This is a genomic window from Amycolatopsis sp. Poz14 (assembly GCF_006704225.1).
In the GTDB taxonomy this organism is placed as follows: domain Bacteria; phylum Actinomycetota; class Actinomycetes; order Mycobacteriales; family Pseudonocardiaceae; genus Amycolatopsis; species Amycolatopsis nivea.
The window spans coordinates 9,190,651-9,216,687 of record NZ_JACLHD010000001.1; the positions used below are offsets into that span (position 1 = coordinate 9,190,651).

The following is a 26,037-nucleotide window of genomic DNA, read 5'->3' on the forward strand; positions in this document are numbered from 1 at the left end:
TTTTCTCCCGGATAGTCCTTATTCGGGGCCGATGATCCGTTCGACCGCCTCGGTGATCAAGTGTTCGCGTTCCGCTTCGGAGAAAACGTCCGGCAAGGTCAGTTGTTCGACGATCAGCCAGTTGAGCGCGAGAATCAGCAGCTTGACCGCGGTGGCGTCGCCGGGCAGCCCGGACGCCAGGTGGTACGCGACGTTCCCCTCGACGTCGTCCCGAACCCGCTCCGTCAGCACCCTCCGCAACTCCGGCCGTCGAGTGGCTTCGAGCCGGAGCTCCAGCAACGCCAGATACCCGGTGCGAAACGCCGCGATCCGACCGACCAGCTCACGCATCAGCTGCGCATACGACTCCCGGTCCCCGAGCCCCGGCGGCAGCGAGTCGTCCTCCGGCTGCAGCCGCTCGTACACCCGAGCCCCAGCCTGCGTGAAAAGCTCGTCACGATTGGCGAAGTAGTTCGACGCGGTGCCCGCGGGTACGCCAGCCTCCCCGTCGACCGCCCGGAACGTCAGCCCACGCGCTCCCTCGCGCGCCAGCACTTCGATCGCCGCGTCAACGAGCGCAGCCCGCCGCTGGTCGTTCCTCCGCACCATTTGACACCACTCCAGCTGTAGTAGTACGTTTCAAACCACTTCAGGCATAGTACTACAGACGGAGTTCCTAGATGCGAAAGCTCGTGTACTACATCGCAGTCACCCTCGACGGCCGCATCGCCGGCCCCGCGGGCGAGTTCGACTTCTTCCCGCAAGGCGACGCCCAGCAGACCGCCGCTTACATGGGATTCATGAACACGCTGTACCCGGAAACCATCCCGACCGCCTTCCGCGCCGCTGCCGGTGTCGAAGGTGCCCCGAACCGCCGTTTCGACACTGTCCTGATGGGCCGCGCGACGCATCAGCTCGATCCGAGCGTCCCCAGTCCCTATGCGCACCTTCGCCAGTACGTCGTGTCGAGCACCCTGAAACCGGACCTCGACCCAGCAGTAACCGTCGTCCCCGGCGATCCGGTCGGCCTGGCGAGAGAACTGAAGACGGAGGAAACCGGAAAAGACATCTGGCTCTGCGGCGGCGGCAAACTCGCCGGCGCGCTGCTGCCGGAGATCGACGAGATCGTGCTGAAGAGCTACCCAGTGGTGGCTGGTGCGGGCATCCCCATGGTGGAGGGAGGGTTCGATCCGACAGTGTTTTCGGTGGCGGAACGAACGGCTTTCCCGAACGGGGTCACGGCGACCCGGCTCGTACGGAACTAGACGGACGGGCCGCGATTTCGGGGGTGTTTCGGACAGGTGGGTGCTCGCTCGCCGACACGGCTGCCCGGTCGGGGGTGCTGCGAATCTCCGCCCCAACCGACACGGCTGCCCCGGCCCCGTGCCGCACCACTCCGCCCCGGGCGACACGGCAACCAGGGCCAAGCGCCGCATAACTCCGCCCTAGTTGACACTGCGGCCCGGTCCAGGTGCCCCACCGCTCCACTCCGGCGGGCACAGCTACCCGGTCCAAGTGCCGCATAACTCCGGCTCCAGCTGACCCGCCCGCCCGGCGCAAGTGCCGCATAACTCCGCCCCACCTGCCAAGGCGACCTGGCCCAGGCGCCGCACCACCCCACCCGCCGGGCACAACTGCCCGGCCCAAATGCCACATAACTCCGGCCCCAGCCGACACTGCCACCAGTTCCATGTGCCGCACAACTCCACCCCGGCGGACACCGCTGCCCGGTCCAGGCGCTGCACAACTCCACCCCAGCCAACAGATCCACGCCCCGCCTCACTCTGCCCCAGCCAACACGGCGACCAGATCCAAATGCCGCACATCTCGGCCTCGGCGGTCACGTCGCCCGGTCCAAGGCTGCGCATCTCCGCCCGACCAGACTGCACATCCCGCCCCGACCGAGACCGAGCCGAACCCCGGGCTCAGCATGCACAAAACGCCGCATCGAGTGCCTGGTGTGCACCCGATGCGGCGTCGAGGGAGCGATTTTCCGTTGCCTCGCGGCGGTCCGTCAGTTGAACTGATCCGGGTCCGGCCCGGTGCGCAGGCCGCGGTCGGCGGTGGCGATGGCGGCGAGGTCGCTGTCGGTCAGGTCGAAGTCGAAGACGTCGAGGTTCTGCCGGATCCGGGCGGGCGTCACGGACTTCGGGATCACGATGTTGCCGAGCTTCAGGTGCCAGCGCAGCACCACCTGCGCGGCGGATTTCCCGGTGCGCGCGGCGATTTCGACGATCGCCGGGTCGGTCAGAACCGCGCCTTGAGCGAGCGGGCTCCACGCTTCAGTCGCGATACCGTGCTCGGCGTGGAAGGCGCGCAGTTCGGCCTGCTGCAGGCCGGGATGCAGCTCGATCTGGTTGACCGCGGGCACGAGGCCGCTGTTGTCGAGCAGGCGGCGCAGGTGCGCGGGCTGGAAGTTGGACACGCCCGCGGCGCGGATGCGGCCGTCCTTGGCGAGGTGTTCCAGGGCGCGCCAGGTGTCGAGGTAGCGGTCGCGGGCGGGGGTCGGCCAGTGGATCAGGTACAGGTCGACGTAGTCGAGGCCGAGTTTCGCGAGGCTGGCGTCGAAGGCGCGCAGGGTGGAGTCGTAGCCCTGGTCTTCGTTCCACAGCTTGGTGGTGACGAAGAGGTCGTCGCGCGGGATCCCGGACTCGGCGATGGCGCGGCCGACGCCTGCTTCGTTGCCGTAGATCGCGGCGGTGTCGATGCTGCGGTAGCCAGCTTCGAGAGCGCTGGCCACCGCGGCGGTGGTCCGGTCGTCCGGGACCTGGAATACGCCGAAGCCGAGTTGCGGGATTTCGACGCCGTTGTTGAGGCGGATCTTCATCGGTATTGCCTTTCTCAGTGCTGGACAAGGGGTTCGGGCACCGCGACGCGCGGTCGGCGTTCGAGGGCGGCCGACAAGACCGCGAGGCCGAGCGCGGAACCGGCGAGCGCGGCCCCGACCCAGTTCGGTGCTGTGTAACCGAATCCGGCGGAAATCACGACGCCGCCGAGCCACGCGGAGAGCGCGTTGCCGAGGTTGAACGCGCCGATGTTGACGACGGACGCGAGCGTCGGCGCGCCGTGCGCCTGGTCGAGAACGCGCTTCTGCAGCGGCGGCACGGTGGCGAAGCCGAGCGCGCCGATCAGCAGAATCGTTGCCGCGGCGAGGATTTTGCTGTGCGCGGTGACGGTGAACAGCGCCAGGACGATCGCGAGCCCGCCGAGGCTGACGTAGAGCATCGGCATGAGCTTGCGGTCGGCGAACCGGCCGCCGGTCAGGTTGCCGAGGAACATGCCGATGCCGAACAGCACCAGCAGCCAGGTCACCGCGCCCGAGGAGTACCCGGCGATCTCGGTCATCATCGGGGCGATGTAGGTGATCGCGGCGAAGACCCCGCCGAAACCGAGGACCGTCATGGCCATCGCGAGCACCACCTGAACGTTCCGGAACGCGGCCAGCTCCTTGCGCAAATGCGCCCCTTCGGGCCGGGGCAGGTCCGGCACCAGCTTCGCGACGCCGGCGAGCCCGACGACGCCGAGCGCCGCGACGATCCCGAAGGTGACCCGCCACCCAACCGCCTGCCCGACGAACGTCCCGAGCGGCACGCCGACGATGTTGGCAACCGTGAGACCGGTGAACATGATCGCGATGGCCCCAGCGCGCTTGTCCGGCGCGACGAGCTCCGCCGCGACGACCGAGCCGATCCCGAAGAACGCCCCGTGCGCGAGCGACGCGACAATCCGCCCAGCAAGCATGACCCCGAACGCGGGCGCGACCGCCGACAGCAGGTTCCCGGCGATGAACAGGCCCATGAGCAGCATGAGCATGGTCTTGCGATTGATCTTCGTGCCGAGAATCGTCATCACCGGCGCCCCGGCGACGACCCCGAGCGCGTAACCCGTCACCAGAAGGCCCGCGGACGGGATGGACACCCCGAATTCGGCGGCGATCTCGGGGAGAAGGCCCATGATCACGAATTCGGTGGTGCCGATTCCGAACGCGCCGATGGCCAGCGCTACCAGTGCTAGTGGCATGAGCCCGCGTCTCCTTGGTCTGCGTGATGGTGCCGTTTGTCGGCCTTCGCAATAGTTGCATACGCGGTATGTTGTTGGCGCTTGTTGTTGATGAGGGTCACAGTTGGGGGCGACCTTGAGACGACGCGGGTGCGGGGGTGCGGGTGGCGAGCGGTCTGTGCGCGCCAATGCACTGCGCCAATCCACTGGGGTTCTTGCCGGGGTATCACTGCGGCGAGAGAGGTGTCGACTGCAGTGGGGTTTGACTGCAGCGAGAGAGGTGTCAGCTGAGGCGAAGTGTCGATTGCCGGATTTTGTTTGCCCGCAGACTGCAGCCGACTGTATGCAATCGACCGGGATACCGGCGGCTGGTCGACAGGTGACCGGCAGACACGCGACAGGCAGACAGGCGACTCGCGGACACGCGACTGGCGACTGGCGACTGGCGGCAGGCGGACAGACGACTGGAATCCTGCTTACTGTCCCCGGTAGATGAGCTGCCGGATTCGACCGGATTCGATCGGCAGAATCCATTCCGGGCCTGCCGTGTCCGCGCTGCCCGTCGACGGTATGCAATCGACTATCGGCGCGTGGTCAGGCGACTGTATGCAATCGACTTGGATATCGGTGGCCAGTTGGCAGGATCAACGCCCGTCCGGCGTTGGACCGGCGGCCGGGGCTCCCGTCGCCTCCGGATCGCAACGGCCGGATCGCAGGCCCTCGGGGAAGCGAAAGTGCGCCGGTCCTCCCTGCGGGAGAAGACCGGCGCACAGAAGAAGGAATTCAAGGCAAGCAAGCGAACCCCGCCAGGAGAAGGCAGCCCAACTCACCTCGCCGCGAGCGAGACCTGTCAGGAGCCGCAACCCGGCTCACCTCACCCCGAGCGGAACCCACCGGGAGCAGCGGCCCTGCTTACCTCGCCACGAGCGAAACCCACCGGGAGCAGCAGTCTGGCTCACCTGACCGCGAGCAAACTCGCCAGGAGCAGCAGTCCGGATCATTTCACCGCGAGCGAACCCCCCAGGAGCAGCGGCCCAACTCACCTCGCCGCGAGCGAAATCCATCGGGAGCAGCGGCCCAACTCACCTCACCGCGAGCGCACCTGCCGGGAACCGCTCCCCCAGCCATCGGCCCATTTCCGCGCCGGCGAGGGTTGCGCCTGAGGTCATGCCCTCGTGCAGAGGGGCGCCGAAATGCCTGCCTGGCACCCGAACATGTGTGGCGTCTGACGCGCCGCTCAAGTCGTGGAAGCGTTTGGCGTCGGCGGGGAAACACGCCTGATCGCCAGTCAGTTCGACCAGCAGCGTCGGCACCTTCACGTCCGGCAGGCAGCGGGCCAAGTCTGCGTTGCTCGAGATTGCCGACCAGGTCGACAGCCACGAGTCCGGGGTCGTCAGGCGGCCGAAGCCGAGCACGCCGTAATTGGTCAGGTCCGGGCGGTGGCCGAATAGTGAACCGTATGGGCGGTCATTGTGGTCCAGTGATAGGTCGACTGAACGCAGGTCCGCGTCGGTGCGGTAGACAGTCAGGACTCCGGTCGCCAGGGCGCTCCGTCGGTCCTCTGGGTCTTTGGAGGTGGCGTAGCGACGCCGCGCGGTGGCCGACTTCTCTGCCAGTTCCCGGGCTCGTTCGTCGATTCGGGCGACGCGTTCGTATTGGGCCGAGCGGTACGCCGTGATGAAATCCGCGGAGTACGTCGAGGATTCTGGCGGGGTGGCGAAACCGTTCGCGGGGAGGTAGGGGTCCAAGGCCGGTGAAGCTGAGCGGGGGTCTTGTTCGTCGGTTACCGAGGGGTCGATCAGGCGCAGCAGTAAAGCTCCCTGACCGGGATGCGGGGCCATCATGAGGAAACCGTCCGCGACGGGCATTTCGGCCTCAGTGAGAGGGACGGGTTTTCCGCTTGGGGCGCAGTGGAGTCGGGCGGATGGAGGCAGGGCGGCCTGCTGTAAGTAGAAAGCAGCCAAGGCTGCGCCGCCGGAGTGTCCGATGAGGACTACCGATGGGAAGCCCGCGGAGCGCAGGAAGACGTGTCCGGCGGCCATGTCCAGGAGGGCTTGTTCGTGCAGCAGGGTGAGGTCGTTGCCGACGGTGCGGGTGCCTTGGGTCCACACCGCATAGCCTTGGGCTAGCAGTTCGGGAACCAGGACGTGGTGCGAGAAATCCTGCCGCGGATGCATCAGGAACGCCACTGTGGACGCACCTGGGACTGTCCTAAGCAGACCGTTGACTGTCGCGCCGTCGGAGGTGGTGAGTTGGTGGGCGGTCGTGGTGGTCGCCTCGGGGAGGGAGGCGGGGGCCAGGTAGCGGCCCGCGCCTAGGCCGTTTTCAGGCATGGGGGCGCCTTTCGATCCGCAGCGCGTTCTTGTCGTGCTGAGTGATCACGGACCCTTCCAGACCGGCGATCGCGCTGTACCAAACGGCGTGCCGACAACCCGTCGCGCGGCGGTCGATGACGATTGTTCCCGGGGCGCTGATTCGGAAGTACGGGCCGATCCGGTCGACCGTATTGCCGTCGTCTTGGCGGGCCACGGCGAGGACGCCTTCGTTTTCCGGCACGTCTAGGACATAGAACCGCGCCACGTCAGACCATCTCCTTCCCCGCGGGCTCCCATGAAGCCGCCTCTTCGACGATCAGTTCTGCTTTGCGCGTAAGCAGTTTGTCCATCGACGGGTCCTCGCCCGAAGCGACGTCGCACAACGCGCGCAGGGTCAGTTCCGCGTCGAGGTCCTCCTGCGGGGTCACTGGACGCAAGGCGCGGGTGATTTCGACCATGTAGCCGTTCGGGTCGTGGGTGTAAATGGATTCGATGGTTTCGTGCATCACCTGCATTTCCACCGGCCATTCGGATTCGTCCAGGCGACGACGATACTCCAGCAGATCTTCCTCGTCGGCGACATTGATCGCCAGATGCCTGCTGTCGGCGAAGAATTTCGGCGTGCCGTGCGGGAGCCGGGCCCACGCGTCGCCCGGGGCGGTTTGGTCGCCTGCTGGTTCCCAGCCGAAGTAATAGAAAAACGCCAAGCGGTCGCCGCCGCCGATGTCGAAGAAGAAGTGGATGAAGTCCGGGTGTTTCTCCGGGCCCCAGCCCGCGGCGCAGATCGAGTGGACGATCGGGAAATTGAGCACGTCGCGGTAGAACCGGACGGTGGCGACCGGGTCGAAGGTCGGGAAGGCGGCGTGGTCGACTCCGCGCACGCGGTGCACTGGCTTCTCAGTCATGCGGAAACTCCTTTCAGGCCTGGACTTTGGCGTCGGCGCGCAGCAGCGAACCCGCGCCCGGCAGCTCGACGGGAAGGCCGAGGCTGCGCAGGATCGAGTACGCGCCGGCGGTGGCGGCGGAGAGCACGGGCAGTCCGAATTCGTCCTCCGCGGGCTGGATCAGGTCGAGCGACGGCATCTGGACACAGCACGACAGCACCAGCGCGTCGCTGGCCCGGAGGTCGAGTTCGCGTGCGGCAGACAGCACATTGTCGCCCGGTATACAGCCGACCTCCGTATTGTCCGCGACGCCCAGCGCACGCCAGCCGGTGATCGTGAAGCCCTCGGCCTCCAGGTACTCGACCACAGTGCGCGCGACCGGTTCGGTGTACGGCATGACGAGCGCGACGCGGTTGGCTTCAAGATCCTTCAGCGCGCGCACCAGCGCACCGGCGCTGGACAGGACTTTGGCGTCCGCGCCGCCGAGCGCGAGTTGCTCGGCGATTCGCAGCTCCGTGTCCCGATGTGCCCCGACACCGGACGCCATGACCGCGACGAGGCAGGCGTAGAGCAGCACGTCCGTCCGCGCGTCGCCGATCTCCAGGACGCAACGCTCGCGCTGAGCGTTCATCGCGCGCAGCTGCTCAGGCGTCACCGCGTGCATGCGCATTCGACTGGAGTGAAAGGAAAACTCGACGTCCGCCACCCGCTGGAGCAGCCGCGGCAGCTCCGTTTCGACGGTGACGTTCGAACTCGGCACGATCAGCCCGACGCGCCGGGAAGTGCTGGTCACGAATTCCTCCTGGGAAAGTCTTCAAGGACTGCGAAATCGGCCCGGCCGGCACCGATCGAGGTCGCCGCGAAGGCCCGCGCGGATTCGGGGAGCTGCACGCCGACGCAGCGGCTGGTCTGCAGGCGAAGCCGCTCGGCAAGGTCGACCCTTGCCCAGAACTCGTCCGCGGCTCCGGTGAGCAGCAGCGGACCGGCACCGCGACCGGCGCGGGCGACCGCGTCGTCGGCGGGCTCGCTCCACACGTCCGGTTCGGTCCAGGAAAGCTCTTCGACCGGACCGAGGTTCGCGCGCGTAGTGACCCGCGACGGAAGCTGGAAACCGTTGCCCCGCAACGGTTGTGCGAGCACCCATTCCTCTGGGTCGCCGGTCGGCGCCGAACCCAGCCACTCCAGCGCGGCGCGCACGACCTCGGGTTCGGATCGGGCGTAGTCGGCCATCGTGATGTTGCCCGAACGCGTCATGTAGGACAGGCCGAGCCGTTCGGCCGACCAGTCCGCCCGCCACCGGTAGGAATCCCACCACCGCTGGCTACGACCGGCGAGCTGCTTGAACCGCTCCACCGCCGGTCGTCGCGCCTGTTCGTACGCGGCGAACGCGGCGGACGGCGAGCTCTCCCCCGTCAACGCCCCGGCCAGCGCGATCGCGTCTTCCAGCGCAAGCTTGGTGCCCGAGCCGAGCGTGTAGTGCGCGGTGTGCGCGGCATCGCCGAGCAGCACGACGTTCCCGCTGTGCCACCGGTCGAGGCCGAGGTTGACGAACCGGCTCCAGCGAGTGCGGTTCGTGAGCAGCTCGCCGCCGCGAAGCTGGTCCGAGAGCACGTTTTCCAGCAGCTGCACGCTTTGCCGGTCCGTCTCGCCGGGACCGGTGGCCGCGTCGAACTCAGCTAGACCAGCGCTCGTCCAGGTTTCGTCGTCCACTTCGATCAGGAAAGTGCTGCGGTCCTCCGCGTACGGATAGGCATGGGTGACGAACAGTTCCGGCCCCCGCCGAGCCGCGGCGAAGAAGGCCGACGACGCGGCGAACGGGGCACCGCACCACACGTACCGCGTCCGTCCGAGGGTGGTGCGGACGCCGAGTTCCGCGCTGAGTTTGGTGCGCGTCGCGCTGCCGACCCCGTCCGCAGCGATGACGACGTCGCCGGTCACGGTGCCGAGATCGGCGCGCGACCCGGCGCGGTATACGACGCCGACGTCGGTCGCCGCTTCTCGCAGCACCCGCAGCAGCTCCGCCCGGCCGACCGCGAGATTGCGCGCGCCGTGCAGGCACACGGACCGATCAGGAGCGTCGAAGCGCAGTTCGTGCCCGACGTAACTGACCGCCCGGACCCGGTCCGCGGTCTCCGGATCGGCCTGTTCGAGGTTGCGCATAGTGGCCTCGGTGAGCCCGACCCCGAACCCGAACGTCGCCCGCGACGCGTCCGTCCGCTCGTGGACGACGACCTCCAGACCCGGGTCGTTGAGTTTCAGCAGCCGGGCGGCATACAGCCCGCCGGGTCCGCCCCCGATTACGTTCGCGCGCCGGGTCACCGGGCACTCCCTTCGGCCAGTTTCGCTTGCACGTCCTCGCGCAGCCGGTTCTTCGCGACCTTGCCGACGTTCGTCAACGGCAGCGCCGGGACCACCTCGACGCGTTCGGGCAGCTTGTACTTCGCGAGCCCGCGGCTGAGCAGGTGCGCGCCAAGCGTTTGCACTGTCAGCGGCTCGGCGCCGTCCTCGAGCACGAGGTACGCGCACGCTCGTTCGCCCAGCACCGGATCGGGCATCGCGACGAGCGCGGCAGTGACCACGTCCGGATGCTGGACGATGATCTCCTCCACCTCCTCGGCGAAAATCTTCTCGACGCCGCGGTTGATGACGTCCTTGATCCGTCCGTCGATCGAGTAGCTGACGCCCTTCGCGCTGACGTGCCGCCGGGCCAGGTCGCCGGTGCGGTAAAACCCGTCAGGCGTGAACGCGGTCTTGTTGTGCTCCTCGGCGCGGTAGTAGCCGCGGATCGTGTACGGCCCGCGCGCGGCGAACTCGCCGACCTCGCCGTCCGGGACTTCGCTTTCGGACACCGGGTCGAGAATCCGGATCTCGTCCGCCGCGGAGATCGGCGCACCGACGGTATGGTGCCGCACGTCCTCGTCCGCGCCGGCGGGCGTGACCAGGAACATCCCTTCGGCCATCCCGAACATCTGCCGGATCCGGATGCCCAGCTCGTCCCGCAGCCGCTCGGCGACCTCCACCGGCAACCGCTGCCCGCCGACCACGAAATCCCGCAGACAGGACAGGTCGGCCGCTTGGGCCCGCGGCGATTCGAGAAGCCGCACGGCAAGCGCGGGCGGCACGAGCGGCAGCACGTCCGGCCGGTGCTCGCCGATGAGGTCGAGCAGCGTGTCGACGTCCGCGGAGGGAGCGAGAACGAGCGTCGCCCCGGTGAGGATCGCGGGCTGCAGCGCGAGCGAGATGCCCGCGTTGTGCATGAGCGGCAACGGATACAGCACCCGCGAGTGCTCGTCCATCTCCATCGCGGCCGCCCAGGCCCGAGCGTTGTAGGCGTACTCCTCGTGCAACCGCGGCGCGACCTTCGGCAGCCCCGTCGTCCCACCGGAAAGCTGGAACACCGCGGGCCGGGCAAGGTCAACATCCAAGTAGGGCAACGGTTCCCGCACTTGTTCAGCCACGAGCCGCGAGTACGACGGCGTATCCCCGAGCGCCTCGCCGCGGCACACAACGACGTCGGAGACGGCCCCGTCCGCCAGCAACTGCTCCGCCTGCTTGCGCAACCGTCCGTCCCGGAAATCGGCCTGCGCGATCAGCGTCCGCGCCCCGACGTGCGCCGCGAGCAACCCGATCTCCCGAGTCCCGTGCTGCGGCAAAGTACAGACCGGCGGCGCGGCAGCGAACAAACACCCGAGGTACGCGACGACGGTCTCCGCCACGTTCCCCATCTGGAACACCACCGGCTCCCCCGGACGGACCACACCCGACCCGAGCAGCCCCGCCGCGAACCGCGACGCAGTGTCGAAAAGCTCGTCGTACGACCACGCCACACCCTCGGAAACGAGCGCGGTGCGACCACCATGCCGACGAGCCGCGGCCAGGAGTTCAGCAGGCAGGGACCGCCCCGCCCACAACCCGGCACGCCGATAAGCAAGCACGCTGACCTCGTCGAACGGGGCCACTGGCAGTGCAGCTGGAGGCAACGTCATGCAGCCAAGGTAAGCCGCCCGAGCGCAGAATTCAATACTTGTGTCGAACTTTCGACACTTATGTCACAACCCGAGGTTCGTGAGGGCCACCCTCACAGCCCCTGATTCCCTCAGGGTTCCCCTCACGACCAGCCCTGCCCAGCTCAACCCGCCCTACGCGATGCGCCCCAATGCCACATTCGTTGCGTCCCACGCACCGAATGCCACATTGGGTGCGTCAGATGCACCCAATGCCACATTGAGGTTTTCTCAGTAGCGTCCGTGGTGTTCGTGGTGGGTGAGGACGAGGCTGCTTGGGTGATGTGGCCGATGCGTTGGGGGCAGAGGGTGACGTGTCGTAGGGCTGCCCAGCGGGTTTTCAACATTGCGGCGGCGCGTTCGCCGAGGCAGCGCAGCCGGGTGTGGAGCAGGTTGAAGGCGTGCTCGTCGGGGGTAGCGGCGGTCGGCCGGTGGTTTTCTTGACCGGGGTGAGGATGCCGGTGCCGGCTGCGTGGTAGGCCTTGTCGGCGAGGGTTTTCAGGCCGTGGGCCGCGGCGGCGGTCAGGGCGCCGGTGATGCCGTGGTGCCTGGCCGAGGCGAGGTCGTTGCGGGAGCCGGGCAGCACGGGCGAGACCCAGAGCGGGTAGCCGTCGGCGGTGGCGAGGAACTGGATGTTCCCGCCGAAACAGCGGTGTTTGCCCGAGTACCAGAGGTGGACGGTCGCGCCGCGGTTGCGGCCTTTGGTCTTGACGGTGGTCGCGGCGACCCGGTCGCAGCCGATCAACATGCCGTCGAGGATCACGTGCGTGTCCCCGCGCCGCGGCGCTGGGCGAGGACGTCGTGCAGGTCGGGGGCCTCGCTGGCGAGGGCGGTGACCGCTTCGTGCAGGTACCGGTAGGCGGTGGCGACGCCGACGCGGTGGTCGGCGGCGAGGCGGTGCACCGGGACGGCGTCGCGGAACCAGCGCAGCGCCAGCACCGCCTGCCCGAACGCGGTCAGCGCCCGCCGGCCGCGGCGGGTGCCGCGGCGGCGGTGCTCGGCGTGCAGGACACGCGCGACGAACAGGGCAAGCTCGCGCGCCACATCGAGCGTGGCACCATAAGCAATCACGTGGGGCCCCTGGGGTTTCTCGGACTTGATCTTCGCAAATCCAGTCCTACCAGCGGCCCCACGCCCCGCCCCTCGGCGACACACCCCACCCAGCCCTACTGAGAAAACCTCAATGTGGCATTGGGTGCATCTGACGCACCCGAAAACCGGCAGCGATGCACCCAACGAGCGAGGCACCCACACCTCCCCCGCCCCCGATACGAAGCCAAAAACACGGCGCGGGGGTGCTTGTCAAGGCATCTTTCCCGCCTTGACAAGCACCCCCGCGCCGTAGTGACAATCAAACTTCGGGGTGCCCCACGCAACCACTCTCTTTTCGCGGCTTCGCCGCTCTCTTTTCGCGGCTTCGCCGCTCTCTTTCCCCCGCCACAGCCGCTCTTCCCCCCGGCACAGCCGCTCTCTCCCCGACCCAGCAGGAGGAGAAACCTCACCCCTCCAACCGATCCAACAACCCCCGAATCTCCGCAATAGTCCGCGCATCCTGCCGCCCCCGCCCGGCATTCTCCCCAGCCGCCAACATCCCCGTCGCCAACCCAGTGACGGTAGCCACCAACGAGTCCACATCTCCCCCAGGCCGGAACCACCAAGCGACCCAGTTGCACATCCCCAGCAACGACAACGCCGCCGTCCGCGCGTCGACCCGCCGGAATTCCCCGGCCTCGATCCCCGCCTCGACCAGCGCCGTGAACTCCCGCAGGATCTTCCGCTTGGCCGTCAGATGCTCCCCGGCCAGCGGCTCCGGCAGGATCGGCTCGGACCGGTCGAGGATCCGGAACTGGTCGGAGTGCTCCGCCCGCTGCCGCACGATCAGCGCGACCACGTCGGCGATCTTCTCCGACGGCGTCAGGTCGTCGCGTGCCTTCAGCTGGGCCAGCACCTCGGCGAACCCGTTGGTGACCTGCTCGACGAGCATCGCCAGCAGGTCTTCCTTCTTGCTGACGTAGTGGTACAGCGCCGGCCGGGAAATGTTCAGCGCGTTCGCGATGTCCAGCAGGCTCGTGGCCTCGTAGCCCTTTTCCGCGAACAGCTTGGTCGCGGTGTCCAGAAGTTCGGACGTCATCAGCGTCCGGCGCAACCCGCTGCGCGAACCCTTGCCTCGCTCTGCCGTGGACATGCGCCGCAGTTTACCGGTCCGCTGCCCCGGCGAACTGCGGCGCACCCGGCTCACTGGACCCCGCGGATCCCTCGTTCGCCGAGCCAGCTCACGATTTCCCGCAGGTAGTCGACGCCGCCGTAGCCGAGCAGCGTGGCGTGTCCGGTGTTCTGCACGAGGTATTTCGTGAACACGCCCGGCCGGTAGTAGCTCGCTTCGTTCGCCGCCATGGGATCGGTGTTGCAGTCGTCGGTCGTGCCGCACCAGATTTTGTCGTACTGGCCCGGCGACCACAGGATCGGCGCGTCGATGTTCTTCGTCTGGTCGGTGTAGGTGCGCAAGGTGATGTCCGCCAGCTCGGTCGCGGACATAGTGTCCTTTGTGGCGTCTTCGACCTGCAGCTGCTCCGGGTCATACGTCCCTTGTGGACCGTGGAACAGGTCGCGTTTGCCGGGGATACTGGTGAGGTACGCCGGATCGAGCGCCCACGGCTTGTCCGCGAACTTGGGGTCCAGCAGCGCGGGATAGGCGAACGTCCCGAGCCGCAGTGTCGAGCGCGGGGTCAGCAGCCCGTGGCCGACGGCGTGCACCATCAACGCGTCGACGTCGTGGAATTTGCCCGCCTCGACCTGCGCGGTGAGGCCGCCCATCGAGTATCCGTTGACCGTCACGGTGCCGAACTGCTTGCCCAGCGCGCCCTGGCGCAGATACTGCACGATCTGGTGGGTCGTATTGGCCGCGACGTCGAAGTTCATGCTCGCGGCCGGCGGATGGTCGCTGTGGCCGTAGCCGATCCGGTCGAGGTTCAGCGTCGTGAAGCCGCGCTGGGTCATGTAGCGGACGTAGTTGTAGCGGTCCGGCTGGTACGGCCAGTCGTAGTAGGTGTGGTCGTAGGTGCCGCCGTGGATGAGGATCTGCACCGGCTGCTTGCCGAGCAAGGCCGGGTCCGATGTGCACAATTGGCCGAATTCCTTGAGCACAGCAGGACTTTCCGGCGATTCGGTGACCGGGAAGAAGTAGTCGCGGCACTGCGCGCCGCTGGCCGAAGCCGTTCCTGGCACGTCGGCGGACACCGGCGCGCCGGGCAGGCCGGGCACCGCCTCGGTCGCAGGCCAGGCGTCGGCCGCGTTCGCGACGCCGGTCAGCGTGAGCAGCCCCGCCGACATCACCGCCAACATCCGAGTAGCAAGTCGTTTGACGCTGCGCACGGTGGTCTCCTTCCATGGGGCCGGACGGCATCAACCCATGTTTACGATTGTGTCATATTATCGACACTGATGTTGATGTCAAGACCTGGCCTTTCCGCCGCAGCTGTTCCGCCAGTGGCCGGGGTGCGGCCGTGTCGCATGAGGACAGTCAGCAAGAGCGCGAGGACGCTCACGCCGGGCAGTACGAAGTACGCCGCCTGGTATCCGGTGTCGTTGGTGATCGAGACACCGGAGCTGAGCCGGACCTGATGGGCAGCGGTGATCGATCCGACGATCGCCGTGCCGAGGGTGTTCATCACGCCGAGTGCGGTGTAGAGCAACGAAGTCGTGACGCCCTGCGCCTCCGCGGGCACGGCCTCGATGACGAGATTGTTGGCTCCGGCGTAGAGAAATCCCAGCCCGATGCCCATGAGCGCGGCGATCACCACGATCAGGACCGGTCCGCTCAACTGTCCGAAAAGGATCAGCACGACCCCGCCGAGGGTGCCGATGATCGAGGTGAGCAAAGCAGTTCTCGGCGCGAATCTCCGGCACACCCATCCGGCGGCGTAACCCGCGGCCGCGCCGACCAGACCGAACGGGAGACCGTAGCGCACGCCGTATTCCAATGCGTTCATGCCGAGACCGTGTTCTGACACTCCGGGCACGTGCGGGGTCCGAAGCAGCTGCGGGATGAGCACGGAACTGTTGGCGGTGGTGACGAAAATGGCGGTGCCCGACGCGAGCAGCGTCAGCCACACCTTGGGTTGAGCCGCCAGCGCTAGATCGATCAACGGTTCGGCGCGGCGACGCTCGACAATCACGAAAAGCACCAGCATTATCACCGAAAGCGCCACTGCGTAAGCGAGATACTCCTTCTCGACCAAGCCGAGCACGAGCACCGCCATCCCGCCGCCGAGCAGCAAGCCGCCGGCGACGTCGATGCGGCGCTTGATCCGCACTCGGGTTTCGGGGACGACGAGCAGCACGATTGTCGAGACGACGACGTCGTATCCGAGAGTGAACCAGAAGGCGCTGCGGAACCCGTAGGTATCAACGAGATACCCGCCGAGCAGCGGACCTCCGAACGCGGCGACGCCGGTGCCGACCCCGAGCGCGCCGACGCCGAGCGGCACCAGTCGTGGTGGGAAGAGGTCGCGGATGAGGCCGTAACCGGCGACATACGCGACGACGAAAGCGGACTGAAGCACGCGTCCGGTGAGGAAAAGCCAGTACACCGGTGCCAGGGCGCAGATCAGCGAGCCGGCGCCGAACATGATGGCCGCGGCCAGGAGGACTTTCTTTTTGCCGTGCGTGTCGGCGAGTTTCCCGGCGATCGGGAGGAAGACGAGCGACGCGACGAAGACGACGGTCATCACCAGCGCCACCTGGTCGGTTCCGAAGGCGGCGGCGATGTCGGGCAGGCCCACCCCGACGAGGGTGAACTCGAAGTTGGCGTTCTCGGTCAGGAGCGCGATCGCCACGACGATCGCTAAGTAATACCAGGTCGACCGCTCTGCGGTGCGCGGTTGCTCAGCCATGCGCACCGATGTAACCGGCGGTCCGTCCGGATCGAACCGGTCAGTCCCGCTGTCCGGGACTCACTCCGCCAACCGGTCGAGCGCTTGCTTGAGCTGCGGAATCCAGGCCTCGTGCTCGGGCTTCATCAACACCGAACGAAGGATCGTGACGGTCTCGGCGTCCCGTTCGACGTCCGGGTGCAGCGCGGCGAACGCCTCCGCGTCGACGCGCAAAGTGGACAGATACAGCGGGTTGTCCTTGTCCGCCATGCCGTTCTGGAGGATGGCGTTGGCGGCTTCGGTGATCTCGCTCATCCGGGTCCGTCGCGGCCAGTAGGTGACAATGTCCAAAGTGGGCTCGAGGTGCAGTGCGAAACGGTCGGATTCCTTGAGCAGCCCGGCGAAGTCGTTCGCCGCTCGACGGCACGCCGCCAGCAATCGACCCAGTCCTCGGTCGCGTTCCAGCGGGAACGCTTGCAGGGTAAGCCAAAGCGCTCCGGCGGCGGCACCAGCGCGGGAACATTCCAGGGAGATCTCGCCGAGGTGCAACTCGTCGGACGTGAAGTAGGTATAGGGAGAATCGTGTTTGTAGAACCGGCCGACCGACGGATCCGCGAACAACACCGCTCCGCAACCGTAGGGCTGGAGTCCGTGTTTGTGCGGGTCGACGACGACAGAGTCGCACGAGCCGATCGCGCGGTAGGCCTCGTACTCGCCCAGCAAGGTGTAGAACCCGCCGTACGCGCCGTCGACATGCAGGCGGACCCCGTACCGTTCCTTCAGCGCCAGGGCCTGCTGGATGTCGTCGACCGCCCCGAGTCCGGTCGTTCCCGGAGTCAGCACCACCGTGCCTACCCCGCCGCTGCGGACCTCGGCTTCGACCGCGGACAGATCGACGCGTCCGTCGGGAAGTGCCCGCACCGCGCGGGATTCCACACCGAGCACCTGGCACATGCGGCCGTGCGTGTAGTGCGCGTCCTGCGAATGGACGACCGCTTTGCCTGGGGCCAGTTCGCGGGCGACCCAGAGGGCTTCGAGGTTCGCGATCGTCCCGCTGGAGGTGAGGTGGCCGAGCGACGGCTGCGCGAACCCGAACATCCGCGCCAGGTCCGCGATGACCTCGACCTCCATCGGCGAGGTGGCCTGCGAGGCGTCGAGCGCGTGGTTGTTCGGGTTGACCACCATCGCGGCGAGATAGGCGGCGACCGCGACCGGATGCGGCGGTTTGAGCATCTGGCCCGCGTAGCGGGGGTGGAAGAAGGGGAACGACGCGTCCATCCGGGCGGCGTAGGTCTCGAGCAGCGCGGGGAGGTCGACGTCCGGCTCGCTGGCCGGGGACGGGGTGAACGGACCCCATTTGCGCTCCCAGGCCTCGACGCCGCGGAGAGCCTGGTCGATCAGTTCGCGCCGGTCCATGCGTCACCTCGTCGGTCGCTGGGTGCTTCCTCCGGCACCCTACCGAGCGCGTCCGCGCTCTAAGGTGTGGCAACGTTTCTTTCGCACGGTGAGGAGCTTTCCGGTGACTGACGAACCCCGTCCGCAGGGAATGCCGCCGGCCGGACCCGGGCAGCCGTGGCCGGTTCAGCCGAATGTCCAGCAGTACCCGGGCTACGCCCCTTACCCGCTGCCCGCTCCGGCGAACGGCGTCTGGCTGGGGGTGTCGTCGCTGGTGCTGGGCGTGCTGGGCTGCGTGGTTCCGCTGCTGCCGATCGACCTGACCGGCATCCGGGCGTACCTCGCGCTTCCGTTCGGGCTGGCCGGATTGGCCTTCGGACTCGTGGGCGTCGTCGGACGGCGTACGGGGAAGCCGGTGTCGGGAGTGGGCATCGGGGTGTCGGCGATCGCGCTGGTGCTCGGCGTGATCATGCTCGGCAACCAAGTCGCGGGGTGACGTTCTGCCCTGAGCGGAACCGCTGTCGCCGAGGGCCCGGCGGATGCCAGGCTGGGCCTATGGCGGACATCCTTCCTTTCCACCAGCGCCGCGCCCCCGCCCGGGACGACGAGGCGGAACCCCTGTGGCGCGAGGTGCTCGGCCGCAGTCTCCGCGCCGCCCGGGAGAACCAGGGCGAGCGGCTCGTCGACGTCGCCGAGCGGGCCGGGATCTCGCCGCAGTACCTGTCCGAGATCGAGCGCGGGCGGAAGGAACCGTCGAGCGAGATGATCGCCGCGGTGACCGGGGCGCTCGGGGTCAACCTGGCCGGTCTGCTGAGCGGGATCGCCGGGGACATGCGGCGGATCAGCGTGGTCGGACCGCGACCGGCGCGGCGTCCGGCCGGTCCGGTGCTGATGGCGGCCTGAACCGGGCCGCGGAATTTCTCGAACCACCGGCGCCAGGCTGTGAAATCACCGCGCACAACCGGCGGATCGATGCGGTCGAACCGCAGCTCGCACCAGCGCTCACGGCAGCCCGCGGAACCACCCGCGGCCCACCGAACCAGGGCGCGAAGCCGCAGGCCGGAGCCCCAGAACCGGCCTGCGTCCTCGCCTCACGGGCGTGCTTCGATCACCTGGTCCGCGAGCCCGTACTCCACCGCCCCGGCCGCGTCGAATACCCGGTCGCGGTCGGTGTCGTGCCGGAGTTCCGCGACGTCGTGGCCGGTGTGCCGGGACGTGATCTCCTCCAGCTGCGTCCGGACCCGGATCACCTCGTCGGCCTGCAGGATCAGGTCCGGGATCGTCCCGCGGCCCTGTGCGGCGGGCTGATGCAGCACCACCCGCGCGTGCGGCAGCACCGATCGGCGGCCGGCGGCTCCGGCGGCCAGCAGCACCGCTCCCGTCGCCACCGCTTGGCCGACGCAGGTCGTCGCCACCGGGGCCTTGATGAAGCGCATCGTGTCGTACAGCGCCAGCATCGCGGCCGGGTCGCCGCCCTCGGAGTTGATGTACAGGTTGATCTCCTGCTCCGGATTGTCCGACTCCAGGAACAGCAACTGCGCGATCAGCGCGTTCGCGACGCCCGAGTCGATCGCCGTGCCCAGGTACACGATCCGTTCGGACAGCAGGTGCGAGTAGACGTCCATGATCCGCTCGCCGCCCGGACTGCGGGTCACGACGTTCGGGATGGTGTAGGTGCTCATGCGCGTACCCCCAAGCCCATCGCGTGCGTGCGCACCGGCACGACCTGCTCCAGGCGGTCGACGATCTGGTCGATGAAGCCGTAGTCCTGCGCCTCCGCGGCGGTGTACCACCGGTCGTGCAGGGAATCGGCGAAAATGCGGTCGAACGGCTGACCGGTGTCCTGCGCGGTGAGGCCCAGCACGGTGTCCCGGGTGTAGCGCAGGTCGTCGGCCTGTACCTCGACCTCCACGGCCGAGCCGCCGATTCCCGCCGAGCCCTGGTGCATCAGGATGCGCGCGTGCGGCAGGGCGAATCGCTTCCCGGGAGTGCCGGCCGACAGCAGGAACTGCCCGGCGCTGCACGCCAATCCGAGGGCAAGCGTCGAAACGTCGCACGGCACCAGCCGCATCACGTCGCGGATCGCGAGCATCGACGGGACCGATCCGCCGGGCGAGTGGATCCACAGCGCGATGTCCTTGACCGGGTCTTCGCCGGCCAGCGACAGCATCTGGGTCGCGAGGACCGTCCCGTTGTCGTCGTCGAGCACACCGTCCAGTACGAGGACCCGCTGGCTCAGGAACCGTTCCCGGAGCCGCTGGTCGAACATCGGCGGAGTCGATTCGTTGGTCATGCCCCGACCTTGCCGCCGCGGAACCCGTCGCGTCCGCCTTCTCTGCCGACGGCAGATCTGCTGTGAGCAGCGCGGCAGGTCAGGTGGTTTTGCGCACCAGGTTCGTGTACCCGGCCAGCGCCAGCGTCGCGAGTCCCCACACCGCGATCTGCACGCCCCAGATCGCCGCGGTGAACCCCTGCCCGGCGACACTCGCCGTGTCGAGGTCGCAGCGGCTCCGCAAGCCGGTCGGCGCGATCGGCAAGCCTCGGTCGAGCCCCAGACCGATCAGCTCGACCGGGGAGCACGCCGCACCGGTCGCGACTCGTTGCGCCGCGTGGTGTCCGGGCTGGGTTTCCGTTGCCCCGGCCCACAATCCGAGCGCTCCGGCCGCGACGAGCGCGAGCAGCAACGCCGCCGCCGTACGCCGGGCTCGGTAGCCGTATCCGGCCAGCGTGCCCCAGATCCAGTGGAACAGCCGCGACATCCGTCCACCGAGCGCTTCCGGCGAACGGCGGCGCAGGTCGTCCTGCTGCGCGATCAGGATGGTGCGCGCGTTGCCGTCGTGGCCCGCGGTCCGCTCGACGGCCGCCAGCTTCTGGTAACCGGTGGCGTCGTAGTACTCGGTGTGGCAGCGAAGCAGGTGCAGCCATCGCCGCCAGCCGAACGACGGATCGATGGCGGCGTAGGTGAACCCGTCCAGCCACGCCAGTTCGGGGTGGTCGCACTCGGCGTTCGTGCTGCCGTCGGGGCACACGAGTTTGTCCGGCATGAACACCGTGGTCGCCCTCGCGTCGGAGAGCCCAAGCAGCCGTCCTTCCGGCGACGTGACCCGCGTGGTCGCGGAAAACTCGAGCTGCCCGCCGATCTGCGCGCCCTGCAACCGCACCGCGCCGATCTCGCCCTTGCCGCTCAACTCCGAATCGCGGATCAGCATGCTGCGACCGACCGTCAGGGTGTCCGCCTCGATCGCCGGCCCGAGGTCGTTGGAAACCTTGATGCTCTGACACTCCAGCGGACCGCCGATGCACGCGCCGTTGAGGTGGATCGCGCCGTCGGCCGACGAGCCGGTGATCCGCGTTCCCCGGTGCAGGTACAGCCCGCTGCCCAGCTCCGCCGAACTCGCCTCCAGCGCGAGCCCGGCCGGGTTCGTGATTTCCGCGTCCCGGCACAGCAGGCTCCCGCCGAGGTGCGCGCCGATCAGCCGGATCGCCCCGTCCGGGCTGTCCCCGGTGATCCGCACGCCGTCGGACAGGTGCAGGTCTCCCTCGATCCGCACCCGGGACGCGTGCAGGCCCGGCATCCGCCCGCCGATCAGGTACAGGTGCGGCAGCCTTGCCTGGCGCGCGAGCACGAGCTGGTCGAAAACGCAGGTCAGCAGCATCAGCCCGGCGGCCGCGGAGACGCCGTCGAGGTTGAGGAGACCGGTGATCCGGGCCCTGGCGAGCATGATCCCGCGCGGGTCGAGGTCGCCGTGCCTGCCGAGCAGCAGGTCGCGAAGAACCTGCGCGCGCACGACGTGGTCCGGGCTTTCGGTTTCGGCGAGGTCCGCGACGTCGATCTGGGCGGCGCCGAGCAGTTCGCCTTCGCGGGCCGCTTCGACGAGCCGTTGTTCGAAGTCGCTGAGATCGGTCACGCCGAGATCATGCCTGGTCCTGGGTTCAGTCGCGACCGTGTTCGAGCTGCTCGGCGAGGTCCGCGAGCCCGTCGGCGTGGAGGTCGAACCGATCGGCGGGACCCGGCGGATCGCCGACCGGACGGCTGACGTACGCGGTGCGGAACCCGGCTTCCTGCGCCCCGCGCAGATCCCAGGCGTGTGCCGCGACCATCAGCAGCCGCTCGGGCGCGCGACCGGCGACGTCGACGGCGAGGCGGTAAACGTCCGGAGCGGGCTTGTAGGCGCGGGCGTTCTCGGCGGACAACACGGTGTGCCACCGCAATCCGGCGTTCGCGCACAGGTCGAGCAGCACGGTCCGGCTCGCGTTGGACAGGCCGACCAGCGGGAATCGTTCGGCAAGGCGGGCGAGGCCGTCCACCGTGTCCGGCCACGGCGGCAGTCGCCGGGCCGCGAGCGCCAACTCGGCGACATCGCCGGTACCGACCGCGTCGGCGACGGCCTGCGCGGCTTCCCGGTCGATGACATCGCTCGCGACGTACGGCCGTTCCCCGTCGACAATGCGGCCCTGCTCCTGCTCGACGTGCTTCTGCCACACCGCAAGCAGCTCGTCGACTTCCGAAGCGGCGAGCGACGGCGCGAATTTCCGGATCCCGGCACGGATTCCGGCCGGTTCGTCGACGAGCGTGCCGAGCACGTCGAACACGAGCACCTCGATGTCCATGACCGCAACCTATCCGGCCGCGCGAGCGCTAGTCCACTGTGGAGGTTTTACGCAGCGCGAAGAACGCCGCGACCACCACCGCGAGCCCGATCACGTACGCGAGCGCCAGCAAGCCGACGCGTCCGCTGAAGTTGCCGCCCATCGGCGGAAGCACGACGGAAAACACCGCGACGAGCGTGATCACCACGGACCGCACGCGTCCGGCGGGCAGCGACGCGGCCAGCGGAATCACCGCCCACAGCAGATACCACGGCTGGACCACTGGCCCGAAGACCACGACCGCGCTCAGCATCAGCCCCAGCGAACGGACCGCGTCGATCCGGCCGGTCCACTGCCGCTGCAGCACCGCGACGATCGCGGCCGCGGTGAGCACGTACCCGATGATCTTGCCGACGCCGATCATCGTCTGCGTGATGTGCGCGCCGAACAGCGAACCGATGCCGCCGACGAGGAAGCCGAACCAGTTCGTCGGCGCCATCCAGCTGTTGACCTCCCCCGAGGTCGTCAGCGCGGACACCCAGCTGAACCCGATCCCCGACGCCAGCGAAACCGCCGCCGACACCGCCGCGAAGACGACGACCATCGCCGCGCCGGCGAGCAGGAACTCGCCGATCCGCCCGCGCCGCCGGGCCACCGCCGTGCCGACCGCGGCCAGCGCGACCAGCGCGGGCACCTTCACCTCGGCGCCGAGCGCGATGAGCAGCACCCCGCCCGCGAGCGGCCACCAGCGAATCCGGTCGCCCAGCGCGTTCAGCGCGATCGCCACGCCCGCGACCATCAGGCCGAGCATCAGCGAGTCGTTGTGCGTCCCGGCGACCACGTGCCACAGAACCAGCGGGTTCAGCACGCCCAGCCACAACGCGACCCGCGGCGACGCCCCCGCCACGGCCGCCAGCCGCGGCACCGCCCACGCGATCAGCACGAGCCCGGCCACCTCGACCAGCCGGTGCAGCGCGACCCCGACGATCGGATTCCCGCCGGACACCTGCGCGATGACGCGCTCGACCGCACCGAACAGCGGCCCGTACGGCGACGGCGTCTCGCGCCAGTAAACGCTGACCCGCCCGACGATGTCCGACGCCGAGCCCAGTGCTTGCTGCGGCCCGACGGCGTTGAGGTCGAACCCGTGCGCGGCCACCACACCCTGCGCGAGGTAGCTGAAGACATCCCCGCTGAACAGCGGCGGCACGACGAGCAACGGCCCGCACCACAACGCGAGCGTCCGCTTCAGCCAGCCCGTGTCGGGGAGGTCCGAGGCAAGGACGCGCCCGCCCAGCAGCGCCCACGCGAGCACCACCAGCCCGACACCGGCGATCCCGCCCGCGAACGGCAGGACCCCGGACATCCCGGCGGCCCCGGCGTACACCGCGACGGCCAGCAGCAGCACCCCGCCGAAGCCGGTCCAGCGCAGACTCGCCGCGGACGCGAAACTGAAGAACCGCACGGGCCGCGAGAGCGTGACCGGCTGACTAGACATACCCCGATCGTAGTAGCCGCCGGCTCCGCGACCCCGGCTGCCGGTCCGTGAAGGGCTCCTTTCCGGAATCTGATTCCCGCAAGGAGCCCTTCACGGACCATCCTGAGTTTGAGTCCACAAAGGACGGATTCAGTTCTGGTCCCGGGTGATCACCCCGCAGGCGAACCGAGTTCCCGCGTCGCCGGTCGCCTTGGTTTTCTCGTCCGGCACGGGTGCGTTGGGGTCGCCCCGGACGCTGTAGCGGTCGGCGGGAATGTTCGCGAAATTGTCGGACTTCGAGTGGACGATGATCGAGGTCCCGTCAGGACCGAACAGCTGGTCCAGAGTAAAGGTGTCCAGCACGAACTTGAGGTACCCGCGGCCGTTCGACCGCACCTGGACCGACGGCAGCTGCCCGATCGGCAGTCCGGTGTGGTGGTCCATCGGCATCAGATGGCCGCCGGCGGCGGTGAACGGGTTCTTCGGGTCGCCGACGGTGCAGTTTCCCTTTTCGTGCACGTGCATGCCATGGAAACCGGGCGTGAAATGACCGGTGAGGTACACCTCGACCCAGACGGCGTGCGAACGGTTGTCGGCGGTGAACCACGCGGAACCGACCTCGTTGCCGTTGGCGTCCTTCAGCGTGGCGGAGGCGGAATCGCCGTCGCGATAAGCCGCGCCGGCCGGCTGCCGGGCCGTGTCCGGCAACTGCTCGCCGACGTAGCCGCTGGCCGCTGGCGCCACGCCCATGACCAGTGCGCAGGCACCCAACGCGCCTGCCACCAACTTCTTTCTGCGCACGGTATCTCCCTGAAGGCACTGGTGATCTCTGACCGATCCAGAATCGGGCCTCGCCTTCCCCGTGACCAGGGGCCAGATGGCACTAACCGGGTCCTGCGCGCGGCGGAATGTCCACCTTTCGCAAATCCGGAAGTCAGGAAGAATGCTCGGCAATCAGCCGCTTCACTGTCTCGTACACCGGTTTCGCGGAATAGTCGTCGCGCAGCAGCCCGAACCGGTTTTCCCGCGGACCGCTCGACAATCCGTCCCGCAGCCCGAAAATCTCGTAGGTATCCACCCCGATCTCGGCAGCCAACCCGAGTACCGTGCGTGCCACGGATTCCATCACCCGAACCTGTTGTTCCTCCGAATTCTCCGGCCCGGTCGGCCATCCGGTTTCGGTGATATGAATCGGCACGCTCGCCGGGACTCCGATCGCCGACGCGGATTCCCGAAACGAACGTACGACGTGGGTCACCGCACCGACCAACGCGTCGGCTGGCACGGGTCGGAAAACGTCCGGGAAGAAGTCCAGGCCAAGGAAATCGACCCGAGCCAGCACCTCCGGAGCCACTGCCGACTGCACCGAGGCCCAGAACGGATCGCCGGGCAGCGCGACCGCGGCGTTGAACCCGATCGCCACGTCGGCCCCGAGCCGCGTCCGCTCGTCCAGGGCCGCCGCGAGCCCGGCGCCGAGCGCTTCGTAGCAACCAGGACTGCCGCCGTCCAGCGGCGCGGCGACGTTGACCTCCTCGCAGACCTGCAGTTTCCCGCCGCCCAACTCGGCGACCTCGCGAACCGCGGCGCGCACCGCGTCGGCGAACCCGTCCGGATCGGCCTCCGGGCTGCTGTAGCCGAGCACGTAGTCGACCACTCGCCCGTCGCCGAGATACGGCACCGGGTTCGGCGGCGTCGGCGCGTGCGGGCCCCGGTAACTGCGGTAGCACCGCACGTAGAACCGTTCCGTGCCCTTCGCGAGGTCCCGCAACGCTTCCGCGGTCCGTTCGACGTCCTCCGGCGGCGCGTCGATGAAGGTTTCGAGCCGCACCAGATCCGTGCTGACCACGCCGGGCCACACGCCAAAGACGATCACGAGCATCTCCTCCAGTAGTCGTATACGAGCAATGTACTCGTATACGACTAAGGTGCGCTACCCTGGTCCGGTGCCGACGAACGCTCTCGACAACCCGCTCGTGCTGCCGATGCTGGGCTTGCTCGTGGAAACCCCGCGCCACCAGTACGCGCTCCTGCGCGAGCTGCGCACCCGCTATCCGTTCCTGAACCCGAAGACGTCGACCGTGTACACGCTGGTCGGCACGCTGACCCGGAACGGGCTCGTCGAACCGGACGGCGACGGCGATCCGCAGCCGGTGCGGCTGACCGAGGCGGGCCTCGCCGACTTCCGCGAGCGGATCGAACGGCAGCTGCGCGACGCCGACCCGAACCTCGATTCCCGGTTCCTGATCGCGCTGGCCTACCTCGGCGCGCTGCTGCCCGCCCGCGCGGTGACCCTGCTGCGCGACCGGGCGGAACGGGTCCGCGACCAGCAGCACGAGCTGTCCGCGACGCTCGACAACGCCGATTTGCCGGAAATGCAGATGATCGAGGCGCATTTCCTGGTTTCCCGGCTCCGGCACGACGCCGCGTGGCTCGCCCGCACCGCCGCCCGGATCGAGAGCGGAGACCTCGTCCCGCCCCGGTGATCACAGCTTTCATCGTGATTTCATCGCCGCCCCTTACCGT

24 protein-coding genes and 1 pseudogene are annotated in these 26,037 nt (G+C 68.3%); 4 read left to right on the forward strand and 21 right to left on the reverse strand.

The genetic code is table 11. From position 1 onward, the window contains the following. Nucleotides 1-18: 18 nt before the first annotated feature. Nucleotides 19-588 (reverse strand): TetR/AcrR family transcriptional regulator, encoded by a 570-nt coding sequence (locus FKO37_RS42605; protein ID WP_043839390.1) that lies wholly within the window; start codon nt 586-588, stop codon nt 19-21. A gap of 71 nt (nt 589-659) precedes the next feature. Here FKO37_RS42605 and FKO37_RS42610 point away from each other — a divergent pair, with 71 nt between their 5' ends. Further along, a complete protein-coding gene (locus FKO37_RS42610) occupies nt 660-1,244 on the forward strand; it encodes a dihydrofolate reductase family protein (RefSeq protein WP_238608050.1) in 585 nt (194 codons plus the stop codon). Between the two features lie 749 nt (nt 1,245-1,993). Here FKO37_RS42610 and FKO37_RS42615 read toward each other — a convergent pair. From FKO37_RS42615 to FKO37_RS42675, 13 genes and pseudogenes are all read right to left on the reverse strand, one after another. Beyond that, nucleotides 1,994-2,806, reverse strand: coding sequence for an aldo/keto reductase (locus FKO37_RS42615; RefSeq protein ID WP_238608051.1), 813 nt, complete (start codon nt 2,804-2,806; stop codon nt 1,994-1,996). Between the two features lie 14 nt (nt 2,807-2,820). Next, nucleotides 2,821-3,999 carry an MFS transporter gene (locus FKO37_RS42620; protein WP_238608052.1) on the reverse strand — a complete coding sequence of 393 codons (1,179 nt, stop codon included), beginning with the start codon at nt 3,997-3,999 and terminating at the stop codon, nt 2,821-2,823. 1,061 nt (nt 4,000-5,060) lie between these two features. Continuing rightward, complete coding sequence (locus tag FKO37_RS42625; RefSeq protein ID WP_308196576.1) at nt 5,061-6,167, reverse strand: alpha/beta hydrolase; 1,107 nt, start codon at nt 6,165-6,167, stop codon at nt 5,061-5,063. A 136-nt stretch (nt 6,168-6,303) separates the two neighbouring features. Further along, nucleotides 6,304-6,558: a hypothetical protein gene (locus tag FKO37_RS42630; protein ID WP_037812097.1), complete on the reverse strand. Its 255-nt coding sequence runs from the start codon at nt 6,556-6,558 to the stop codon at nt 6,304-6,306. A gap of 1 nt (nt 6,559) precedes the next feature. Then, nucleotides 6,560-7,198 carry a VOC family protein gene (locus tag FKO37_RS42635; protein ID WP_238608054.1) on the reverse strand — a complete coding sequence of 213 codons (639 nt, stop codon included), beginning with the start codon at nt 7,196-7,198 and terminating at the stop codon, nt 6,560-6,562. A gap of 13 nt (nt 7,199-7,211) precedes the next feature. Beyond that, entirely contained in the window at nt 7,212-7,970 is a 759-nt protein-coding gene (locus tag FKO37_RS42640; protein ID WP_134732786.1) for a maleate cis-trans isomerase, read from the reverse strand. Further along, nucleotides 7,967-9,496 carry an FAD-dependent monooxygenase gene (locus tag FKO37_RS42645; protein ID WP_238608055.1) on the reverse strand — a complete coding sequence of 510 codons (1,530 nt, stop codon included), beginning with the start codon at nt 9,494-9,496 and terminating at the stop codon, nt 7,967-7,969. The genes FKO37_RS42640 and FKO37_RS42645 overlap by 4 nt, the downstream gene beginning before the upstream one ends. Continuing rightward, the gene (locus FKO37_RS42650) at nt 9,493-11,163 is read right to left on the reverse strand and encodes an AMP-binding protein (protein ID WP_238608056.1); all 1,671 of its coding nucleotides are present in this window, start codon (nt 11,161-11,163) and stop codon (nt 9,493-9,495) included. Before FKO37_RS42650 ends, FKO37_RS42645 begins: the two co-directional genes overlap by 4 nt. 287 nt (nt 11,164-11,450) lie before the next feature. After that, nucleotides 11,451-12,252, reverse strand: a pseudogene (locus tag FKO37_RS42655) (transposase family protein); the annotation flags it as partial. A 427-nt stretch (nt 12,253-12,679) separates the two neighbouring features. Further along, entirely contained in the window at nt 12,680-13,366 is a 687-nt protein-coding gene (locus tag FKO37_RS42660) for a TetR/AcrR family transcriptional regulator (protein ID WP_037820575.1), read from the reverse strand. 50 nt (nt 13,367-13,416) lie between these two features. After that, nucleotides 13,417-14,553, reverse strand: coding sequence for an alpha/beta hydrolase (locus FKO37_RS42665; protein ID WP_238608057.1), 1,137 nt, complete (start codon nt 14,551-14,553; stop codon nt 13,417-13,419). A 41-nt stretch (nt 14,554-14,594) separates the two neighbouring features. Then, nucleotides 14,595-16,073 (reverse strand): MFS transporter, encoded by a 1,479-nt coding sequence (locus FKO37_RS42670; RefSeq protein ID WP_238608058.1) that lies wholly within the window; start codon nt 16,071-16,073, stop codon nt 14,595-14,597. Between the two features lie 60 nt (nt 16,074-16,133). Continuing rightward, nucleotides 16,134-17,468: an aminotransferase class I/II-fold pyridoxal phosphate-dependent enzyme gene (locus tag FKO37_RS42675; RefSeq protein WP_238608059.1), complete on the reverse strand. Its 1,335-nt coding sequence runs from the start codon at nt 17,466-17,468 to the stop codon at nt 16,134-16,136. Nucleotides 17,469-17,571: 103 nt separating this feature from the next. Between FKO37_RS42675 and FKO37_RS42680 the strand changes: the two genes are divergently transcribed. After that, entirely contained in the window at nt 17,572-17,943 is a 372-nt protein-coding gene (locus FKO37_RS42680) for a hypothetical protein (protein ID WP_238608060.1), read from the forward strand. Between the two features lie 59 nt (nt 17,944-18,002). Next, a complete protein-coding gene (locus FKO37_RS42685) occupies nt 18,003-18,350 on the forward strand; it encodes a helix-turn-helix domain-containing protein (protein WP_043839420.1) in 348 nt (115 codons plus the stop codon). Between the two features lie 188 nt (nt 18,351-18,538). Here FKO37_RS42685 and FKO37_RS42690 read toward each other — a convergent pair whose 3' ends face one another. The 7 genes from FKO37_RS42690 to FKO37_RS42720 form a co-directional block, all read right to left on the reverse strand. Further along, nucleotides 18,539-19,129 (reverse strand): ClpP family protease, encoded by a 591-nt coding sequence (locus FKO37_RS42690; RefSeq protein ID WP_009073577.1) that lies wholly within the window; start codon nt 19,127-19,129, stop codon nt 18,539-18,541. After that, complete coding sequence (locus FKO37_RS42695) at nt 19,126-19,740, reverse strand: ClpP family protease (protein ID WP_037820577.1); 615 nt, start codon at nt 19,738-19,740, stop codon at nt 19,126-19,128. The genes FKO37_RS42690 and FKO37_RS42695 overlap by 4 nt, the downstream gene beginning before the upstream one ends. A gap of 79 nt (nt 19,741-19,819) precedes the next feature. After that, nucleotides 19,820-21,355, reverse strand: a complete 1,536-nt coding sequence (locus FKO37_RS42700) for a hypothetical protein (protein ID WP_238608061.1) — start codon at nt 21,353-21,355, stop codon at nt 19,820-19,822. Nucleotides 21,356-21,380: 25 nt separating this feature from the next. Beyond that, complete coding sequence (locus FKO37_RS42705; protein WP_238608062.1) at nt 21,381-22,058, reverse strand: haloacid dehalogenase type II; 678 nt, start codon at nt 22,056-22,058, stop codon at nt 21,381-21,383. A gap of 28 nt (nt 22,059-22,086) precedes the next feature. Continuing rightward, nucleotides 22,087-23,535, reverse strand: coding sequence for a polyprenol phosphomannose-dependent alpha 1,6 mannosyltransferase MptB (mptB, locus tag FKO37_RS42710; RefSeq protein WP_238608063.1), 1,449 nt, complete (start codon nt 23,533-23,535; stop codon nt 22,087-22,089). Between the two features lie 129 nt (nt 23,536-23,664). Beyond that, nucleotides 23,665-24,315, reverse strand: coding sequence for a superoxide dismutase family protein (locus FKO37_RS42715; protein ID WP_238608064.1), 651 nt, complete (start codon nt 24,313-24,315; stop codon nt 23,665-23,667). Between the two features lie 133 nt (nt 24,316-24,448). After that, entirely contained in the window at nt 24,449-25,387 is a 939-nt protein-coding gene (locus tag FKO37_RS42720) for a hypothetical protein (protein ID WP_238608065.1), read from the reverse strand. Nucleotides 25,388-25,457: 70 nt separating this feature from the next. Between FKO37_RS42720 and FKO37_RS42725 the strand changes: the two genes are divergently transcribed. Then, nucleotides 25,458-25,997 carry a PadR family transcriptional regulator gene (locus tag FKO37_RS42725; RefSeq protein ID WP_238608066.1) on the forward strand — a complete coding sequence of 180 codons (540 nt, stop codon included), beginning with the start codon at nt 25,458-25,460 and terminating at the stop codon, nt 25,995-25,997. Nucleotides 25,998-26,037: the final 40 nt, after the last annotated feature.

What these genes read in the sequence shown, in the direction of transcription:
- FKO37_RS42620 (WP_238608052.1), bottom strand. Translation starts at nt 3,999, where the DNA reads ATGCCACTAGCACTGGTAGCGCTGGCCATCGGCGCGTTCGGAATCGGC.
- FKO37_RS42615 (WP_238608051.1), bottom strand. Translation starts at nt 2,806, where the DNA reads ATGAAGATCCGCCTCAACAACGGCGTCGAAATCCCGCAACTCGGCTTC.
- FKO37_RS42705 (WP_238608062.1), bottom strand. Translation starts at nt 22,058, where the DNA reads ATGGACATCGAGGTGCTCGTGTTCGACGTGCTCGGCACGCTCGTCGAC.
- FKO37_RS42685 (WP_043839420.1), top strand. Translation starts at nt 18,003, where the DNA reads ATGGCGGACATCCTTCCTTTCCACCAGCGCCGCGCCCCCGCCCGGGAC.
- FKO37_RS42695 (WP_037820577.1), bottom strand. Translation starts at nt 19,740, where the DNA reads ATGACCAACGAATCGACTCCGCCGATGTTCGACCAGCGGCTCCGGGAA.
- FKO37_RS42660 (WP_037820575.1), bottom strand. Translation starts at nt 13,366, where the DNA reads ATGTCCACGGCAGAGCGAGGCAAGGGTTCGCGCAGCGGGTTGCGCCGG.
- FKO37_RS42690 (WP_009073577.1), bottom strand. Translation starts at nt 19,129, where the DNA reads ATGAGCACCTACACCATCCCGAACGTCGTGACCCGCAGTCCGGGCGGC.
- FKO37_RS42675 (WP_238608059.1), bottom strand. Translation starts at nt 17,468, where the DNA reads ATGGACCGGCGCGAACTGATCGACCAGGCTCTCCGCGGCGTCGAGGCC.
- FKO37_RS42635 (WP_238608054.1), bottom strand. Translation starts at nt 7,198, where the DNA reads ATGACTGAGAAGCCAGTGCACCGCGTGCGCGGAGTCGACCACGCCGCC.
- FKO37_RS42610 (WP_238608050.1), top strand. Translation starts at nt 660, where the DNA reads ATGCGAAAGCTCGTGTACTACATCGCAGTCACCCTCGACGGCCGCATC.
- FKO37_RS42605 (WP_043839390.1), bottom strand. Translation starts at nt 588, where the DNA reads ATGGTGCGGAGGAACGACCAGCGGCGGGCTGCGCTCGTTGACGCGGCG.
- FKO37_RS42670 (WP_238608058.1), bottom strand. Translation starts at nt 16,073, where the DNA reads ATGGCTGAGCAACCGCGCACCGCAGAGCGGTCGACCTGGTATTACTTA.
- FKO37_RS42650 (WP_238608056.1), bottom strand. Translation starts at nt 11,163, where the DNA reads ATGACGTTGCCTCCAGCTGCACTGCCAGTGGCCCCGTTCGACGAGGTC.
- mptB (WP_238608063.1), bottom strand. Translation starts at nt 23,535, where the DNA reads ATGTCTAGTCAGCCGGTCACGCTCTCGCGGCCCGTGCGGTTCTTCAGT.